Genomic DNA, 15,369 nt, shown 5'->3' with positions numbered 1-15,369 from the left:
CCTGCCTACAGGCTACACCCGCGGGCGGGGCGCCTGCACGAATGGACGGAAAAAGCTTGAGATGCCTCAAGACAACTCTTGCATTCACCTACACCTATTTGCAGTGATGGCCCTGCGCCGGTCGCGGGCGTTCAACCCCTTCCTACAGGTCGCAGGCACGATTGGGCTTACAACGTGACCATCAGGACTTCCCCCTTGCCCACCACCCCATGAGCCCACTTGCCTCACGCCGCCTCAAGATCGGCCTTTCGGCCTGTTTCTCCCATGCGGACCCGCAGCGTCCGCTGTTCACGGGCAAGACGCTGCAGTACGTGGAGCAATCGATAGCGCACTGGATCATGTCGGCCGGCGCCATGGTGGTGATGGTGCCCTGCCCCACAGGCGAGACCGCGCGCGGCGACGTGACGCTGGAGCACTATGCCGAGTGGCTGGACGGCGTGGTCATGCACGGCGGCGCCGATGTCTGGCCCGGCAGCTATGGCGAGGAACCCATGCGCCCCGAATGGCTGGGCGACCGCGTGCGCGACCTCTACGACCTGGCCGTGGTCGAGGCGTTTTCCCAGGCCGGCAAGCCCATCTTCGGCGTCTGCCGCGGTCTGCAGCTGATCAACGTGGCCTTCGGCGGAACGCTCTACCAGGACATCGAGACCCAGGTGCCCGGCTCGCAGCTGCACCGCAATCCCACCGAGTACGACCGCCACTACCACGACATCGCCATCGTGCCCGGCAGCCGGCTGGAGGCGCTGTACCCCACGCTGGACCGCGCACGCGTGAACAGCATCCACCACCAGGGCATCAAGGACGTGGCGCCCGAGTTCGATGTGGAGGCCTGGAGCCTGCCCGACCGCATTCCCGAGGCCATCTTCCGCAAGCCCGGCACGCTCAAGAGCTATATCGCGGCCACGCAGTGGCACCCCGAATTCCAGTTCCGCAACCCGGACACCAGCACGCTGGATGACAGCGTGCTGCTGCGCGACTTCCTGGCCGCCTGCTCACGCGCCCGCGTGAGCCCGGCCGTGAGCCACAGCCCCTTCCAGATCCGCAACCGCGCCGCGCGCCTGCTGCGCCGCGCCTTGCTTCGCAGGCATTGACGGCCCCGCGCCGCCAAGCGCCTGCGCCACCACCTGCTGCAACTGCCCACGCAGCCACGCATGGGCGGGATCGGCCTGGTGGCGCGTGTGCCAGATCATGAACATGGGCAGCGGCGGGCAGTCCACGGGTACGGCAAAGCTGGCCAGCGATGACAGGGCCGTGCGTCCCAGCAGCGATGGTGCGGTGGCCAGCAGCGGCGTGCCGCGCACAAAGGCGGCCAGCGCCGCAAAGCCCGGCACGCGCACGGCAAAGCGGCGCTCCAGCCCGCGCGCCTGCAGTTGCAGGTCCAGGTCCAGCGCCTGGCGGTCGGCATAGGCCACGGTGGCGTGGTCGGCCTGCAGATAGTCGGCCAGGCTGGCCGGCGGCTGTCGCACGGCGCTGTCATAGAAGACTGCGTACTCATCGCTGAACAGGCGCTTTTGCACGATGTCCGTGGCATCGGGCGGACGCGGGCTGATGGCCAGCAGGCAGGCGTCCGAGCGCAGCAGTTCGGCATCCGGCGCGCCGCTGTCGATCACGCGCAGCATGGCTGCGGGCGCTTGCGTGCGCAGGCGCCGGGCCAGCGCGGGCAGCAGCAACTCGCGCTGCAGGTCGTTGGCGGCAATGGTGATCTCGGCACGCCAGTGCGCAGGGTCAAAGCTGGGCCCCTGGCCGAACTGCTGCATCTGCCGCAGCAGCTCGCGCGCCGGGTCCTGCAGCGCCAGCGCATGGGCCGTGGGTGCAATACCCCGCCCCTGCCGCACGAACAATCGGTCGCCCGTGATGGCGCGCAGCTTGTCCAGCAGATGGCTGACGGCCGACTGCGTCACGCCTAGGCGCTGCGCCGCCGCCGTGACGCTGCCGGTCTCCAGCACGGCCAGCAGCAGTTGCAGCAGCCTGCCATCGAGCTGCGATCCATCGATTTGTCTCATGCATTCCATGATTGGCCACCGCTTTATCTTTGGCAACGCGGGCCGGACACTGCCACTGATCCAACGCAAATACCGGAGACAAAACATGGCCGATCAGCCGCAGATTCCCGGCACCACCCTGTTCGATGGCAGGCAGGCCCGCAAGGGCTATGCACTCAACAGCATGTGCTTTTCCTTCAACGAGCTGGCCAACCGCCAGGCCTTCCTGGCCGACGAGGAGGCCTATATGCGCAGCTACGGGCTGAACCAGGAGCAGGCCGATGCCGTGCGCGCGCGCAACGTGCTGCAGATGATCGCGGCCGGCGGCAACGCCTACTACCTGGCCAAGCTGGCCGGCATCTTCCACCTGGACATGCAGGACATAGGCGCCCAGCAGACCGGCATGACCAAGGCCGAATTCCAGGCCCTGCTGCGCTCGCACGCCTGAGCCCCGCCGCAGCCCACACACAAGACACAGCACAGGAGACACCCACCATGGCACATCTCATCGGCGGCCTCGGCACCTCGCACATTCCCGCCATCGGCAACGCCATCCACAAGGGCCTGCACAACGAGCCCTACTGGAAGCCCTTCTTCGACGGCTTCCCGCCCATCCGCGAATGGCTGGCCGCGCAGCGCCCCGACGTGGTGGTGATGTTCTACAACGACCACGGCCTGAACTTCTTCCTCGACAAGATGCCCACCTTCGCCGTGGGCGCGGCCGAGCGCTACTGCAACGCCGACGAAGGCTGGGGCATTCCCACGCTGGCACCGCTGCGCGGCCACACGGAGCTGTCATGGCACCTGATCGAGTCCCTGGTGGGCGAGGATTTCGATGTGGTCAGCTGCCAGGAGATGCTGGTGGACCACGCCTGCACGCTGCCGCTCAAGCTGTTCTGGCCCGAGGGCGACTGCCCGGTGGCCGTCGTGCCGGTGTGCATCAACACCGTGCAGTTCCCGCTGCCCTCGGCGCGCCGCTGCTATGCGCTGGGCCAGGCCGTGGGCCGGGCCATCGCGCGCTGGGACAGCGACCAGCGCGTGGCCGTCATCGCCTCAGGAGGCCTGTCGCACCAGCTCGATGGCGAGCGCGCCGGCTTCATCAACAAGGCCTTCGACCTGCAGTTCCTTGAAAGCATGGCCACCAATCCCGAATGGGCCACGCAGTTCAGCGTGCATGAACTGGTGGAAAAGACCGGCACCCAGGGCGTGGAACTGCTGATGTGGCTGGCCATGCGCGGTGCCCTGTCCGCGGCTGCGCCCGGCGTGCGGCGCGTGCACGGCAACTACCACATACCGATCTCCAACACCGCCACGGCCGTGCTGGCGCTGGAGTCGGTCTAGTCGGAAAACACAAAGGCCGCCGGGCATGCGGGGCGGCCTTTGTGCTTTGCGGGGCCGTGCGGACCGGGTGTATCCCGGCCCTGCCTCTCAATGGTGGTGGCCGTGGCCGCCGTGCACGTGGCGGTGCTCGATTTCCTCGGGCTTGGCCGCGCGCACTTCGGTGACCTTGCAGGCAAAGTGCAGCGCCATGCCGGCCAGCGGGTGGTTGCCGTCCAGCAGCACCACGGGGCCCTTGATCTTGACCACGTGGTAGATCTGGGGCTGGCCCTGGTCATCCGTGCCGCGCAGCTGGCCGCCGACCTTCACGCCGGGCGGGAACTCGCCCTTGGGGATGGTGCGGGTCAGGCTCTCGTCGCGCGCGCCGAAGGCGTCTTCCACGGCCAGGTCCACGGTCAGCGTGTCGCCCACGGCCTTGCCGTCCAGGGCGGCTTCCACCTTGGAGAAGATGTTGTCGTAGCCGCCGTGCAGATAGGCCACGTCGCCCTTGTCGAGCAGCTTGCCCAGCTTGTCGGTGATCTTGTAGTTGATGGTGACGGCGGTGTCTTTGGTGATGTTCATGGCAAAGGCCTTGGAAAACCGCAGCGCAGAAGGCGCGCCGCGCAAAACCTCCATTGTCGGCGACGCGCGCTATTCCAGCGTCACGCCCGTGGCCTTGGCCACGCCGCGCCACTTCTCCACGTCGGCACGGATCTGCTGGGCAAAGGCCTCGGGCCTGTTGGCCACAGGCTCGGCGCCCAGGCCACGCAGTTGGCTGGCCACCTCGGGGGCGCGCACGGCCTGGGCGACGGCCGACTGCAGCGCATCGAGCACGGCGCGCGGCGTGCCCGCCGGCGCCAGCAGGCCGAACCAGCCCGAGACCTCGTAGCCCGGCACGCCGCTTTCGGCCACCGTGGGAATGTCTGGCGCGCCAGGCCAGCGCTGCGCCGTGGTCACGGCCAACGCGCGCAGCTTTCCGCTTCGCACGAAGGCGATGGTCGAGGGCAGGTTGTCGAACCCCACCTGGATCTGTCCGCCCATGAGGTCGGTGAGCATGGGCGAGGCGCCCTTGTAGGGCACATGGACCATGTCCACGCCGGCCATCATCTTGAGCAGCTCGGCACTCATGTGCGGCGAGCCGCCGGGGCTGGTGGAGCCGAAGTTCACCTGCCCGGGCCGTGCCCGGGCCATGGCCAGCAGTTCGGCCAGCGTCTTCGCGGGAACGTCGGGATGGACCACGATGATGTTGGGCGTGCTGGCCACCACGGTGACGGGCGCGAAGTCCCGCACGGCGTCATAGGGCAGGGTTTTCTGCAGCGCCGAGTTGATGCCGTGCGAGCTGGCCGTGCCCATGACCAGGGTGTAGCCATCGGGCGCGGCCTGGGCCACGGCCGACGAGCCGATGGCGCCGCTGGCGCCCGCGCGGTTCTCCACCACGAAGGGCTGCCGGAGCCGCTGCGTCAGCTGGGCCGCCGCCAGCCGCGCAATGATGTCCGTCGTACCACCCGCCGGATAGGGGACGACGATGCGCACGGGTTTGGAGGGGTAGGCCTGGGCGCCGGCCTGCACGGGGGCCAGCACCGTCCACGCGGCCAGTGCCAGCGCGGCAAGCGCTCGGAAGGGTTGCAATGCCATGTCTTTGTCTCCTCTGTTTCTTTGCCTGTGATGCAAGGCGGCGAAGCTCAGCCCGGCGCCCGCTGGCGAAGCAGTGGCTGCAGTTCGACAGGGACTTCCAGCTCGAAGCCGAGGATGGCCGCCGACAGCGCCTTGCCGTAGTTGTCCACCGACAGGCTGCGCGATACGCCGCCGCCCAGCGCGCCATGGGCGACGAAGTTCAGTGCGTGCAGGTTCTGCGCCTCGTAGCGCAGCACCTCGCCCGTGATGGCAGTGCCATGGAAGGCCTTGAAGCGCTCGGCCGTCAGCTGCTCGCACAGCAGCGGATACAGCGCGGGCTCGTAGGCGAACACGGCGATGTTCGAGGTATTGCCCTTGTCGCCCGAGCGCGTATGCGCCACCTGTTCCAGTCGTACCTTGGCGGTCATGCCTGCCTCCCGTTCAGCTCGTGAAATAGTCGATGTGCGCGGGCACCTGCTCGCGCGCAACCAGTGCCGACCACACGCCGATCACCTCGCGCGTGCGCTCCTGGTGGGGCACGCGCTTGCCCGTATGGGCAATGCCCGAGACGGCCATGCCATCCACCTCGCGGCCCACCTTGGCCGCCTGCTCGCGCGTGCGGGTGCGCGCTGCCACGCGCACCGCCACTTCGTAGGGCTCGGGCGCCTGCTGCGGCGTGGCCGCGCCGTGCACGGCGTTCAGGCCCAGGAAGTCGATGCGGACCTCCTCGGCCTCCAGCTTCACGATGTCGAAGCGCTCCTGCAGAATGCGGCGCGCCAGCTGCGCGCGGCGCAGCGCGCCGGGGCCTGCGTAGAAGAACATGTCCTCGCCGATGAAGCCCTCGGTGCATCCCATGGAAACCTTGAGCGTGGTCGTGCGCGGCTTGCCGGTGAGGCCCGTCACGCGCACGCGGTCCGGGCCCGCCTGGACAATGCGCGCCTGGGTGAAATCGACCACCACGTCCGGCGTGATGTAGTGGGCGGGGTCATGCACCTCGTAGAGCATCTGCTCCTTGACGGTCTGCACCGTGACCATGCCGCCCGTGCCTTTGACCTTGGTGAGGGTGACACCGCCATCGGCATCGACTTCGGCGATGGGAAAGGCCAGGTTCCAGGGCTCGGGCACATCCTTGAGGCCCGGATCGGCGAAATATCCACCCGTGACCTGGGCGCCGCATTCCAGCAGATGGCCGATGCCGCTGCCCGCGCCCATGCGCTCGTGGTCCAGCGGGTCCCAGCCGAACTCGTACGCCATGGGGGCAAGGAACAACGAGGGATCGGCCACGCGCCCCGTCACCACGATCTGCGCACCCGCCTTCAGTGCCTGCACGATGGGCTCGGCGCCCAGGTAGGCCTCGGCCGAGATCAGCGTGCCGGCCAGCGTCTGCGTGGATGCGCCGGTTTCCAGGATGGTGGGCGCCAGCGAAAGCACCCGATCGGTGATCAGGCTGCCGCCCACGGCCGCCACCTTGACGCCGTGGATGCCCATCTCGCCCAGCAACTCGACGATGCGCCGTGCCGCGCCCTGCGGGTTGATCCAGCCCTGGTTGGAGATGATGCGCGTGCCCTGCCGCATGCAGGCCGGCAGCACGGCGCGCATGCGCTCGTCCAGGTAGGTGTCGTAGCCGGGAAAGGACGGGTCGCGCCGCGCACGTACCTGGGCGGCGGAAACCGTGGCCTCGGCCATGGTTTCGAAGCAAAGGTAGTCGAGCGCGCCGTGCTCTGCATTGAGGGCTGCGGGCTCGATGCGGTCGCCCCACCATGCGGCGCCCGCGCCTATGCGCAGGATCGGGTTCTGGCTCATCGGTGTTGTCTCCGTTCTGGTCGTCGAAACCATTCTGTACAGTGGCCCTGCACGAGACAACGCATGCGCGGCCATAGCGCATGTGAACGCAATTCACAGGGAGACCGGAGGCGCTCATGGACCAGTTCGGACAGATGACGGTGTTCCTGCGCGTGGTCGAGGAGGGCAGCTTCTCGGGCGCCGGACGGCGCCTGCAACTGGCGCCCTCCACGGTCAGCAAGCTCATCGCGCGCATGGAGATGCGCCTGGGCGTGCGACTGTTCGAGCGCATCGCTGGCGCCATCCGCCTCACGCAGGAGGGCGAGCGCTTTCGCGAGGCCAGCCAGCAGGTGGTGCAGGCCATGGAAGACGCCGAGGCCTCGGTCCGCGTGGCCGACGCCGAGATCTCGGGCACGGTGCGCATCCACACGGCGCTGACCACGGCCAAGTACCTGGTGGCGCCACGCCTGCCGCTGCTGCTGGACAGGCACCCGCGCCTGCACCTGGACTTCGTGCTGGGCACGGAACGCGGGGACTTCATCCGCCAGGGGCTGGATGTGGCCATCCACAGCGGCCGACCCACGGAGCAGACGCTGATCGGCCGCCCGCTGATGCACAGGCCCTGGGTGATCGCGGCATCGCCGCAGTACCTGGAACGATTCGGCCGCCCCGAGCGGCCCGAGGATCTGCTGCGCCACCGCTGCCTGAATTTCACCATCCGCACGCAGTGGAATCGCTGGACCTTCCATGACGAGGCAGGCCTGAGGACCATCGACATCCCCAGCCATATCGGCGCCAACCAGGGCGAGTTGCTGCACAGCTTTGCGCTGCTGGGGCTGGGCGTGGTGCGGCTGGCGCATTTCCACATCGCCGCCGACCTGGAGCGCGGCGCCCTCGTCCCCCTGCTGCAGTCCTACCAGGAGCGCAGCGAGGACGACCGTTTCTACCTGCTGTACCCGCGCGGCCGGTCGCTGGCGCCGCGTGTGCGCGCCGTGGTGGACTTCCTGGCGGCCCAGTTCAGCTAGAGCCCTCAGCCAGGCACTCGCGCGCGCATTCCAGCAGGCTGCGCGCCCAGCGCGCGCGGGCCGAGGTGTTCAGCCACAGCAGGCCGACCTTGCGCGCATCGGCAGGGCGCGAGCCGGCGCCGTCCGCAGCGACGCCCTGCTCGGGCAGGGCCAGCACGCGCACGTCGCGGCCCTGGGAGAGCACGGGGCCGATGTCGGGCACCAGGCCCACGCCCAGGCCCTGGTCTACCATCATGGCCACGGCCAGCACCGAGTTCAGTTCCATGCGCTCCAGCGGCGCAATGCCCTGGGCACGCAGGTAGCGGTCGGCCAGCCGGCCACCGGCCAGGGAGCGGTCGTAGCGCACCAGGGGCCGGGTGCGCAGCAGGGCCAGCGGGTCCTGCTGCGCATCGCGGGCGCGGCACAGCACGACCAAAGGCTCCTGGCGCAGCTCGGCCCAGCACACGGTCTTGGGCAGGTCGAACGAGGGTTGCAGGCAGATCAGCACGTCCAGCTCGGACTGGACCAGGGCCGTGTACAGCTCGGGCGTGAGGCCGGCGCGCACGCTGATGCGCACCTCGGCGTGGCGCGCCACGAAGGCCCGCATCACGGCGGGCACAAAGCCGTGCAGCGCCGTGTTCACCGTACCCAGCCGCAGCTCGCCACCGTCGGCATCCGAGGCCACCCATTCGCGCAGGCCCTCGAAGTCCTGCAGCAGCTGGCGGCCGCGCTCGAACAGCCGCTCGCCCGCCTCGGTGGCGCGCACGCTGCGGCCATGGCGCACCAGCAGGGCAGCGCCCAGCTCACCCTCCAGCACGCGCATCTGCTGGGCAATGGCCGAGGGGCTCAGGTCCAGCTGGCGAGCGGCCTCGGACATGGAGCCGGTGTCCACCACTCTCAAGAAATTGTGTATGTATCTCACGTCCATTTCACACATTCTCTTGGATCACAACGCAGATGCAACTGCTGTTTTCCCCGGCGCCGCTGCACCACACTGCGTGACAACGACTATTTTCAGGAGACACGCATGGATTGCCTGCACCCCTCTCACGCCCAGGCTCACGCCCCGTTGTCGCGCCGCCTCTGGCTGTCCGCGGCGGCTGCGGCCATGGCGGCCACCGCCCTGCCGACCCTGGCCCAGCGGCGCGGCAGCCGCCTGGTGGTGCCGTTTGCGCCGGGCGGCGGCAACGATGTGTTTGCGCGGCAGATGGCGCATGGCCTCAACGAGTCCTTCGGCTACGGGATGATCGTGGAGAACAAGGCTGGCGCGGGCGGCAACCTGGGCACGGAAGCCGTGGTGCGCTCGGCCGGCGACGGCAGCACCTGGCTGCTGGGCCATACGGGCACGGTATCCATCAATCCCTCGCTGTATCCGGGCCTCAAGTTCAATGCGGCCACCGATCTGCAGCCGGTGGCCATGTTCGCCTCGTCGGCCCTGCTGCTGGTGGTGCCGGCTTCCTCGCCCGCGCGCAGCGTGGCCGATCTGGCCGAGCAGATGCGCAGGCGCAGCGGCGAGATGAACTACGCCTCCAGCGGCTCGGGCACGGGCGGCCACCTGACGGGCGAGATGTTCGCCCACGCGCTGGGCGCCAAGGCCATCCACGTGCCGTACAAGGGCACGGCCCCGTCGCTGACCGACCTGGTGGGCGGCAATGTGGACTTCAGCTTTGGCGTGATTCCCGCGGCCATGGCCCTGGTGAAGGCCGGCAAGCTGCGCGCCCTGGCCGTGACCGGAGCCAAACGCCAGCCCCAGCTGCCCGACGTGCCCACGGTGGCCGAGTCCGGCGTGCGTGCGCTGGCCGACTTCGAGAGCTCGCTGACCTACGGCATCCTCGCGCCCAGGGGCACGCCTGCCGAGACGGTGCGCACGCTGGGGCGCGACATCCTCAAGGTGGCGTCTGCCGAGTCCTTCCAGTCGCGCCTGGGCATCGAGGGCGCCGTGCCGCTGCTGGGCGATGGCGCGCAGTACGCGGCCCGCATCCAGGTGGAGAGCGCCAAGTGGGCGGCCGTGATCAAGGCCTCGGGCGCCACGGCCTGAGACCGGCAAGGACAGCATGTCATTGGTGAAGGACTATCTGGGCCCGGCCGACAGCGGCCACTGGTTTGCGGATGCGCGCTGGCTGCAGGCGCTGCTGCGCTTCGAATCCGCGCTGGCCGCAGCCCAGGCCGACTGCGGCCTGGTGCCGCGCCCGGCGGCCGAGGCCATTGCGCGCGCCTGCGCGCAGGCGCCGCTCACCTGCGAAGGCGTGGTGGAGCAGGCGCGTGCCAGCGGCGCGCTGGGCCTGGCCGTGGTGCGGCCGCTGCAGCAGTGGCTGCAGGCCCATGCCCCCGAAGGCCTGCCCTGGCTGCACTGGGGCGCGACCACGCAGGACGCGGTGGACACGGCGCAGGCCCTGCTCACGCAGCAGGCCCTGCAGGCGCTGCTGGCCGAGCTGGACGCGCTGCAGTCTGCACTGCAGGCCCTGGCCCGCACGCACGCGGCCACGCCCATGCTGGCGCGCAGCCTGCTGCAGCCCGCGCAGATCACCAGCTTCGGCTTCAAGTGCGCGCAGTCGGCTGCCGCCGTGGGGCGCAGCATCGAACAGCTCGAAAGGCTTGCCACCGCTGCGCTGTGCGTGCAATTGGGCGGCGCCGTGGGCAATGGCGCCGTGCTGGGAAGCCACCGTGCCGAGGTGGAGCAGGCACTGGCCCGGCGCCTGGGCCTGTCGGCCTGCGGCCGCAGCTGGCATACCCAGCGCGACGACTGGATGCGCCTGGCCATGGAGGCCACCGTATGCGGCGGCAGCCTGGCCAAGCTGGCCAAGGACTGGTCGCTGATGTCGCAGTACGAGGTGGGCGAGGTCAGCGAGGCACCGCGCGGCAGCACCTCCAGCGCCATGCCGCACAAGCGCAATCCCGTGCACCTGATGCAGGCGGTGGCACAGGCCCAGGCCGTGCCCCCGCTCGCGGCCCTGCTGCTGGGCTGCATGGCCCAGGCCCATGAGCGCGCGCTGGGCGAGTGGCAGGCCGAGGTCGCGCACTGGCCCGACCTGTGGCGCCATGTGCATGGCGCCGCCGCCGCATTGCGCCAGGCCGCGCAGTCGCTGCAGGTGCATCCCCAGCGCATGCTGGGCCATGTGCAGGGCCTGCACGGACTGGTGTTTTCAGAGGCCTGCGTGCATGCGCTGGCGCCCTGGACAGGCAAGCCCGGGGCCCTGGCCGCCGTGGAGCTGCTGGCCCCGCAGGCGCTGGAGCAGGGGCGCGAGCTGCGCCTGCTGCTGGCCGAATGGGCCGCGCCCCGGCTGGACGCAGCGGCCCTGCAGGCGCTGCAAGATGCGCTGGCGCGGGCCTGCGACCCGGCACGCGCCGTGCAGGCATCGCATGATGCATGCCTGGCGCTGCTGGCAGCGCCGCAGATCCATGCCATTGCTTGACACAGGAAACCCCGCCATGACCGAATCTTCCGCCGACGCCCTGCAGCGCGGCCTTGCCAACCGCCGCCGCGTGCTGGGCGATGAATGGGTGGACCAATCCGTGGCGCGCGCCAACGAACTGAATGTGGAGTTCCAGCGCATGATCACGGCCTATGCCTGGGACGGCATCTGGAGCCGCCCCGGCCTGGAGCGCCGCACGCGCCGCATCATGGTGCTGGCCATCACGGCTTCCATGGGCCGCTGGGAAGAGTTCGAGCTGCACATCCGCACGGGCCTGCTGGCCGACCCGGCCGATGCCGAGGCCGCGCCGCTGGACCTGGAGACCATCCGCGAAGTGCTGCTGCAGACCGCCGTCTATGCCGGCGTGCCCGCAGGCAACACCGGCATGGCCATCACGCTGAAGATCCTCAAGGAGCTGGGGCGCACGCCCGCGCCGGCCAGCTTTCATCCACCCGCAAACGCGGCCTGACGCGGCCTGACCGGACTCAGGCAGCCGGAGGCTGCTCCTCGGCCGCAGCGCCCGGGTAGCGCGCAAAGCGCCGGTTCTCTGCGCCATGCACCGGGTCCTGCTCGGCCCAGGGCCACCCGCCGAACTGGGTGCGCCGGTAGTCCTGCATGGCCTGCATGATTTCCTGCTGCGTGTTCATCACGAAGGGGCCGTACTGCGCCACGCTCTCGCCAATGGGGCGGCCTTGCAGCACCAGGCATTCCACGGTGTCGGCGCCGCCGTTGTGCAGCTCCCAGTCCTGCGTGGCATCCACATGCAGGGCCGCATGCTGGGCCAGCGCCGTGGGCCCGACCTGCAGTGCCTGGCCAGCAAAGAAATACAGCATGCGCTGCGTATCCGCGCCGGCTGCGCGCGGCAGCGTCCAGCGTGCGCCGGGCTCCAGGCGCAGCGTCCAGATGGCCACGTCGCCCTCGGGTTGCGAGGCCCAGGATTCGGGCGGCGGCGGCAGGGCCGGCGCCGCGCCGGGCAGGCTGCCTGCGACCACGGTGACCACGGTCCTGCGGCCTGCGGCGTCTGCGTGCTCCAGGCGCGGGATGCGCTCGTTCCAGAACATGGTGAAGTGCGGCTCCACCATCTTGGAGCGCGCAGGCAGGTTCAGCCAGATCTGGAACAGCTCCAGCGGATTGGGCGCGTCGCTGTTGAGCAGCGGGAACATCTCCGAATGCTGGATTCCCTTGCCGGCCGTGAGCCACTGCACGTCGCCGCCGCCAAAGCGCGCGGCCGCACCCAGCGAATCGGAATGGTCGATCAGGCCCTTGCGCACCAGGGTCACGGTCTCGAAGCCGCGGTGCGGGTGGCCGGGAAAGCCCGGCACGCCCTCGCCGTGGTACATGGAAAAGCCGTCCTTGCGGCTGAAGTCGCTGCCCATCTGGCGGCCTTCCAGGTCCACGGCCTGCACGCCCAGGCGGCCATCGCTGGGCGGATAGGCATCGTCATGGTGGGCACAGAACAGGAAGGGGTCCATGGTGGGCCACAGCGGGCCCAGCGGCTGGCTCTGGAGGACGGGGGTGGTGGCTGCGGTCATCGTGGCTCCTGTGAGGCTGCGCCCGCAAGAAAAAGGGGGCGCTGCATTCTCGGACAGATGCGGCCCCCGCGCCCGTTTTGAAAGCCACCATGGCTGGGACAGTGCGGCCCAGGAATGCAACGCCCGCCGGGTCAGTTGCGCGGCGGCGTCACCAGGCCCTTTTGCACGGCGGGCCGCGCAACGAAGGCGGCCAGCACGCGCTGCAGCTCGGGAAAGCGCTCCCAGCCCAGCAGCGCGGCCGCGTTGTAGCCCTGCTCCACCACCATGTTGCGCACCCAGGGCCACAGGGCGATGTCGGCAATGGTGAACTGCTCGCCCATCACCCAGGCGCGGCCTGTGAGGCGGCGCTCCAGCACGCCCAGCAGGCGCACGGACTCGTTCACGTAGCGGTCGCGCGGGCGCTTGTCCTCGAAGTCCTTGCCCGCGAATTTGTGGAAGAACCCCAGCTGGCCGAACATGGGGCCGACGCCACCCATCTGGAACATCAGCCACTGCAGCGTTTCATAGCGCGCGGCCGGGTCGGCGGGCAGCAGCGGGCTGCCGGACTTCTCGGCCAGGTAGACCAGGATGGCGCCCGACTCGAACAGCGCCAGCGGCTTCCCGCCCGGGCCTTGCGGGTCCAGGATGGCCGGGATCTTGTTGTTGGGAAAGGTGTCCACGAACTCGGGCGAGAGCTGGTCATTGCTCTCGAAGCCCACGCGGTGCGCCTCATACGGCAGGCCCATCTCCTCCAGAGCGATCGACACCTTGACGCCGTTGGGCGTGGGCAGGGAATACAGCTGGATGCGGTCCGGCTGCGTGGCCGGCCACTTGCGCGTGACGGAAAAGGCGGAAAGCGGATTCTGTGGAGTCATGGGGCACCTTGAAGGCTGGACGGGTTCGCCAAGAAATCGATGGCCGCTGCATCGTAACGTTCGACGCCCAGCCATGCCTGGCACGCTAAATAATGGCGGACCAGGCTCCTGTCGCCTGGCCATAAAAACCAACGGAGACATGCATGACAAGACATTCCACCCGCCGCCACGCACTGGCCCTGCTCGGCACCACCGCCGCCGCCTGGGCGGCCCTGCCCCTGGTCGCCACAGCGGCCGGCTACCCCGAGCGCCCCGTGACCGTGGTCGTGCCCTACTCGCCCGGCGGCGGCGTGGACATCATCACGCGCCTGGTCACGCCGCCCATGGCCGAGCTGCTGGGCCAGTCCCTGGTGGTGGACAACAAGCCCGGCGGCGGCACCAACATCGGCATGGGCGCGGTGGCACGCGGCGCGGCCGACGGCTATCTGCTGCTGACGGCATCCAACACGCTGACCACCAACAAGGCGCTGTACGCCAAGCTCAATTTCGATCCGCTCAAGGACCTCATCCCGGTGGGCCGCATCGGCGAGGCGCCGCTGGTCGTGGTGGTCAACGCCAAGTCGCCCCACAAAAGTTTGGCCGAGCTGATCGCGGCCGGCAAGGCCAAGGCCGGTGCGCTGTCCTATGGCACGGCTGGCGTGGGCAGCTCTGGCCACATGGCCAGCGCCCTGCTGGAGCGCGCAGGCGGTTTCCAGGCCGTGCACATTCCCTACAAGGGCGGCTCGGCCGCCGTGACCGACCTGCTGGGCGGGCGGCTGGACTTCATGGCCATCAACCCGCTGGAGGTGGCAGGCCATGTGGGCAGCGGCGCGCTGCGCGCCCTGGCGGTGCTCAACCACAATGGTTCGCGCCTGTTGCCGGGCGTGCCCACGGCGCGCTCGATGGGCGTGAACGTGCAGGCCACCGTGTGGTGGGGCCTGGTGGCACCGGCCGGCACGCCGCCGGCCGTGGTGCAGGCGCTGAACCAGGCGCTGAACAAGAGCCTGGCGCAGCCGGCCGTGCTGCAGAAGCTGGCCGACATCGGCGCATCGCCCATGGGCGGCACGCCGGCCGAGTTCGGCGCCTTCATTCAGGCCGAGAGCGCCGAGCTGGGCGAGGTGATTCGCGCTGCGAATATCCGCGCAGACTGAGGCGCGGGCGAAGGTGCGCCGCTGCGCTCAGCGCGGCGCGACGGGCTTCTGGACCAGGGCCACGCTCAGGCCGTCCGGCGTCACCGTGATGGCGCCGGGCTCCATGTTCAGCGAGTCCATCAGGGCCAGTTCCTTGTCCTGCAGCTGGTAGAGCACGAGCTGGCCCAGCGCCTGCTCGGCCAGCGCGCTGGCATAGGTGGTGAGCATGTCGCTCATGGCGGGCGCCAAGTCGTTGATGACCAGGCTGTTGACCTTGATCTGGTGGGCGCGCAGCGTGCGGTCCGTGGGCTCGTAGCGCAGCGCGAAGTCCAGGTTCAGGTGGCCGCCATAACCCTGCTTGAGCACGGGCCCCGACAGATCGGCCTGCAGCACCGCATTGAGCGCGTTGCGCTCGGGCAGCAGTCCCAGCATCGGCGAATGCAGCTTGAGCTGCAGCATGCCGGCCACGGGGAACTGCCGGGGAAAGCGCTGGGCCACCACCTCCTGCAGCCTTTGCCGCGAAACCGAGACATTCCCAGGCCCGGACTTACCCGAACACCCGGTCGCAGCCAGGCTCCAGCCCGCTGCCACGACCATCAACAAAAAGCGGCGATTCATCACGACAGCACAAGCCTCAGAAAGCCCGACACGAAACCCTGAAGCGCCATGCATGCCATACGCATGGCGCTATGTTTTTTGAGAGCGACATTGTCCCGCCAGGGGCTATTCCCTGTCCCTGCAGTGGGTGTTGCCCGGCACCTG

At 69.2% G+C, this 15,369-nt stretch carries 17 protein-coding genes; 8 read left to right on the top strand and 9 right to left on the bottom strand.

Annotated elements, in window-relative coordinates:
* Positions 1-209 precede the first annotated feature (209 nt).
* Entirely contained in the window at positions 210-1,091 is an 882-nt protein-coding gene (locus A9976_RS21060; RefSeq protein WP_012202849.1) for a gamma-glutamyl-gamma-aminobutyrate hydrolase family protein, read from the top strand.
* On the opposite strand, the gene A9976_RS21055 is transcribed toward A9976_RS21060, so the two are convergent.
* The gene (locus A9976_RS21055) at positions 993-2,012 is read right to left on the bottom strand and encodes a LysR family transcriptional regulator (RefSeq protein WP_183020626.1); all 1,020 of its coding nucleotides are present in this window, start codon (positions 2,010-2,012) and stop codon (positions 993-995) included. The genes A9976_RS21060 and A9976_RS21055 overlap by 99 nt on opposite strands.
* A gap of 76 nt (positions 2,013-2,088) precedes the next feature.
* Here A9976_RS21055 and A9976_RS21050 point away from each other — a divergent pair, with 76 nt between their 5' ends.
* Together A9976_RS21050 and A9976_RS21045 are read left to right on the top strand one after the other, a co-directional pair.
* Complete coding sequence (locus A9976_RS21050) at positions 2,089-2,430, top strand: protocatechuate 4,5-dioxygenase subunit alpha (RefSeq protein ID WP_012202847.1); 342 nt, start codon at positions 2,089-2,091, stop codon at positions 2,428-2,430.
* Between the two features lie 47 nt (positions 2,431-2,477).
* On the top strand, positions 2,478-3,323 hold the full coding sequence (locus tag A9976_RS21045) for a class III extradiol dioxygenase family protein (protein WP_183020625.1): 846 nt from the start codon (positions 2,478-2,480) through the stop codon (positions 3,321-3,323).
* An 87-nt stretch (positions 3,324-3,410) separates the two neighbouring features.
* Here the strand turns inward: A9976_RS21045 and A9976_RS21040 are convergent, their stop codons facing one another.
* The 4 genes from A9976_RS21040 to A9976_RS21025 form a co-directional block, all read right to left on the bottom strand.
* A complete protein-coding gene (locus A9976_RS21040; protein ID WP_183020624.1) occupies positions 3,411-3,881 on the bottom strand; it encodes a peptidylprolyl isomerase in 471 nt (156 codons plus the stop codon).
* A 69-nt stretch (positions 3,882-3,950) separates the two neighbouring features.
* Positions 3,951-4,934, bottom strand: coding sequence for a tripartite tricarboxylate transporter substrate binding protein (locus A9976_RS21035; RefSeq protein ID WP_183020623.1), 984 nt, complete (start codon positions 4,932-4,934; stop codon positions 3,951-3,953).
* A 47-nt stretch (positions 4,935-4,981) separates the two neighbouring features.
* Positions 4,982-5,341, bottom strand: a complete 360-nt coding sequence (locus tag A9976_RS21030; RefSeq protein ID WP_183020622.1) for a hypothetical protein — start codon at positions 5,339-5,341, stop codon at positions 4,982-4,984.
* Between the two features lie 13 nt (positions 5,342-5,354).
* A complete protein-coding gene (locus tag A9976_RS21025; protein WP_183020621.1) occupies positions 5,355-6,716 on the bottom strand; it encodes an acyclic terpene utilization AtuA family protein in 1,362 nt (453 codons plus the stop codon).
* A gap of 116 nt (positions 6,717-6,832) precedes the next feature.
* Between A9976_RS21025 and A9976_RS21020 the strand changes: the two genes are divergently transcribed.
* The gene (locus A9976_RS21020; RefSeq protein WP_183020620.1) at positions 6,833-7,720 is read left to right on the top strand and encodes a LysR family transcriptional regulator; all 888 of its coding nucleotides are present in this window, start codon (positions 6,833-6,835) and stop codon (positions 7,718-7,720) included.
* Here the strand turns inward: A9976_RS21020 and A9976_RS21015 are convergent.
* A complete protein-coding gene (locus A9976_RS21015; protein ID WP_183020619.1) occupies positions 7,713-8,627 on the bottom strand; it encodes a LysR family transcriptional regulator in 915 nt (304 codons plus the stop codon). The two genes, A9976_RS21020 and A9976_RS21015, sit on opposite strands and share 8 nt — an antisense overlap.
* Positions 8,628-8,726: 99 nt before the next feature.
* On the opposite strand from A9976_RS21015, the gene A9976_RS21010 reads away from it, so the two are divergent.
* Genes A9976_RS21010 through A9976_RS21000 form a run of 3 tightly spaced genes read left to right on the top strand, consistent with a single transcriptional unit; the run spans position 8,727 to position 11,581 of the window.
* Positions 8,727-9,737 carry a tripartite tricarboxylate transporter substrate binding protein gene (locus A9976_RS21010; protein ID WP_183020618.1) on the top strand — a complete coding sequence of 337 codons (1,011 nt, stop codon included), beginning with the start codon at positions 8,727-8,729 and terminating at the stop codon, positions 9,735-9,737.
* Positions 9,738-9,753: 16 nt separating this feature from the next.
* Positions 9,754-11,112 (top strand): lyase family protein, encoded by a 1,359-nt coding sequence (locus tag A9976_RS21005; protein ID WP_183020617.1) that lies wholly within the window; start codon positions 9,754-9,756, stop codon positions 11,110-11,112.
* A gap of 16 nt (positions 11,113-11,128) precedes the next feature.
* Positions 11,129-11,581: a carboxymuconolactone decarboxylase family protein gene (locus A9976_RS21000; RefSeq protein WP_183020616.1), complete on the top strand. Its 453-nt coding sequence runs from the start codon at positions 11,129-11,131 to the stop codon at positions 11,579-11,581.
* A 16-nt stretch (positions 11,582-11,597) separates the two neighbouring features.
* Here A9976_RS21000 and A9976_RS20995 read toward each other — a convergent pair whose 3' ends face one another.
* A complete protein-coding gene (locus tag A9976_RS20995) occupies positions 11,598-12,644 on the bottom strand; it encodes a pirin family protein (RefSeq protein ID WP_183020615.1) in 1,047 nt (348 codons plus the stop codon).
* A gap of 131 nt (positions 12,645-12,775) precedes the next feature.
* On the bottom strand, positions 12,776-13,498 hold the full coding sequence (locus A9976_RS20990) for a glutathione binding-like protein (protein ID WP_183020614.1): 723 nt from the start codon (positions 13,496-13,498) through the stop codon (positions 12,776-12,778).
* A gap of 143 nt (positions 13,499-13,641) precedes the next feature.
* On the opposite strand from A9976_RS20990, the gene A9976_RS20985 reads away from it, so the two are divergent.
* Complete coding sequence (locus tag A9976_RS20985; RefSeq protein ID WP_183020613.1) at positions 13,642-14,628, top strand: tripartite tricarboxylate transporter substrate binding protein; 987 nt, start codon at positions 13,642-13,644, stop codon at positions 14,626-14,628.
* Between the two features lie 27 nt (positions 14,629-14,655).
* On the opposite strand, the gene A9976_RS20980 is transcribed toward A9976_RS20985, so the two are convergent.
* Entirely contained in the window at positions 14,656-15,204 is a 549-nt protein-coding gene (locus A9976_RS20980) for a DUF1439 domain-containing protein (protein WP_183020673.1), read from the bottom strand.
* Between the last annotated feature and the right edge of the window lie 165 nt (positions 15,205-15,369).

Origin of the sequence: Delftia sp. UME58 (genome assembly GCF_014170385.1) — a bacterium.
Classification (GTDB): Bacteria; Pseudomonadota; Gammaproteobacteria; order Burkholderiales; family Burkholderiaceae_C; genus Comamonas; species Comamonas acidovorans.
Note: the sequence above shows the minus strand (reverse complement) of the source record. Positions and strands in the feature narration are given on the sequence as shown.

Excerpts from the sequence above, each read along its gene's own strand:
- A9976_RS21060 (WP_012202849.1), top strand. The coding sequence starts at position 210 with ATGAGCCCACTTGCCTCACGCCGCCTCAAGATCGGCCTTTCGGCCTGT.
- A9976_RS21055 (WP_183020626.1), bottom strand. The coding sequence starts at position 2,012 with ATGGAATGCATGAGACAAATCGATGGATCGCAGCTCGATGGCAGGCTG.
- A9976_RS21050 (WP_012202847.1), top strand. The coding sequence starts at position 2,089 with ATGGCCGATCAGCCGCAGATTCCCGGCACCACCCTGTTCGATGGCAGG.
- A9976_RS21045 (WP_183020625.1), top strand. The coding sequence starts at position 2,478 with ATGGCACATCTCATCGGCGGCCTCGGCACCTCGCACATTCCCGCCATC.
- A9976_RS21040 (WP_183020624.1), bottom strand. The coding sequence starts at position 3,881 with ATGAACATCACCAAAGACACCGCCGTCACCATCAACTACAAGATCACC.
- A9976_RS21035 (WP_183020623.1), bottom strand. The coding sequence starts at position 4,934 with ATGGCATTGCAACCCTTCCGAGCGCTTGCCGCGCTGGCACTGGCCGCG.
- A9976_RS21030 (WP_183020622.1), bottom strand. The coding sequence starts at position 5,341 with ATGACCGCCAAGGTACGACTGGAACAGGTGGCGCATACGCGCTCGGGC.
- A9976_RS21025 (WP_183020621.1), bottom strand. The coding sequence starts at position 6,716 with ATGAGCCAGAACCCGATCCTGCGCATAGGCGCGGGCGCCGCATGGTGG.
- A9976_RS21020 (WP_183020620.1), top strand. The coding sequence starts at position 6,833 with ATGGACCAGTTCGGACAGATGACGGTGTTCCTGCGCGTGGTCGAGGAG.
- A9976_RS21015 (WP_183020619.1), bottom strand. The coding sequence starts at position 8,627 with ATGGACGTGAGATACATACACAATTTCTTGAGAGTGGTGGACACCGGC.
- A9976_RS21010 (WP_183020618.1), top strand. The coding sequence starts at position 8,727 with ATGGATTGCCTGCACCCCTCTCACGCCCAGGCTCACGCCCCGTTGTCG.
- A9976_RS21005 (WP_183020617.1), top strand. The coding sequence starts at position 9,754 with ATGTCATTGGTGAAGGACTATCTGGGCCCGGCCGACAGCGGCCACTGG.
- A9976_RS21000 (WP_183020616.1), top strand. The coding sequence starts at position 11,129 with ATGACCGAATCTTCCGCCGACGCCCTGCAGCGCGGCCTTGCCAACCGC.
- A9976_RS20995 (WP_183020615.1), bottom strand. The coding sequence starts at position 12,644 with ATGACCGCAGCCACCACCCCCGTCCTCCAGAGCCAGCCGCTGGGCCCG.
- A9976_RS20990 (WP_183020614.1), bottom strand. The coding sequence starts at position 13,498 with ATGACTCCACAGAATCCGCTTTCCGCCTTTTCCGTCACGCGCAAGTGG.
- A9976_RS20985 (WP_183020613.1), top strand. The coding sequence starts at position 13,642 with ATGACAAGACATTCCACCCGCCGCCACGCACTGGCCCTGCTCGGCACC.
- A9976_RS20980 (WP_183020673.1), bottom strand. The coding sequence starts at position 15,204 with ATGGTCGTGGCAGCGGGCTGGAGCCTGGCTGCGACCGGGTGTTCGGGT.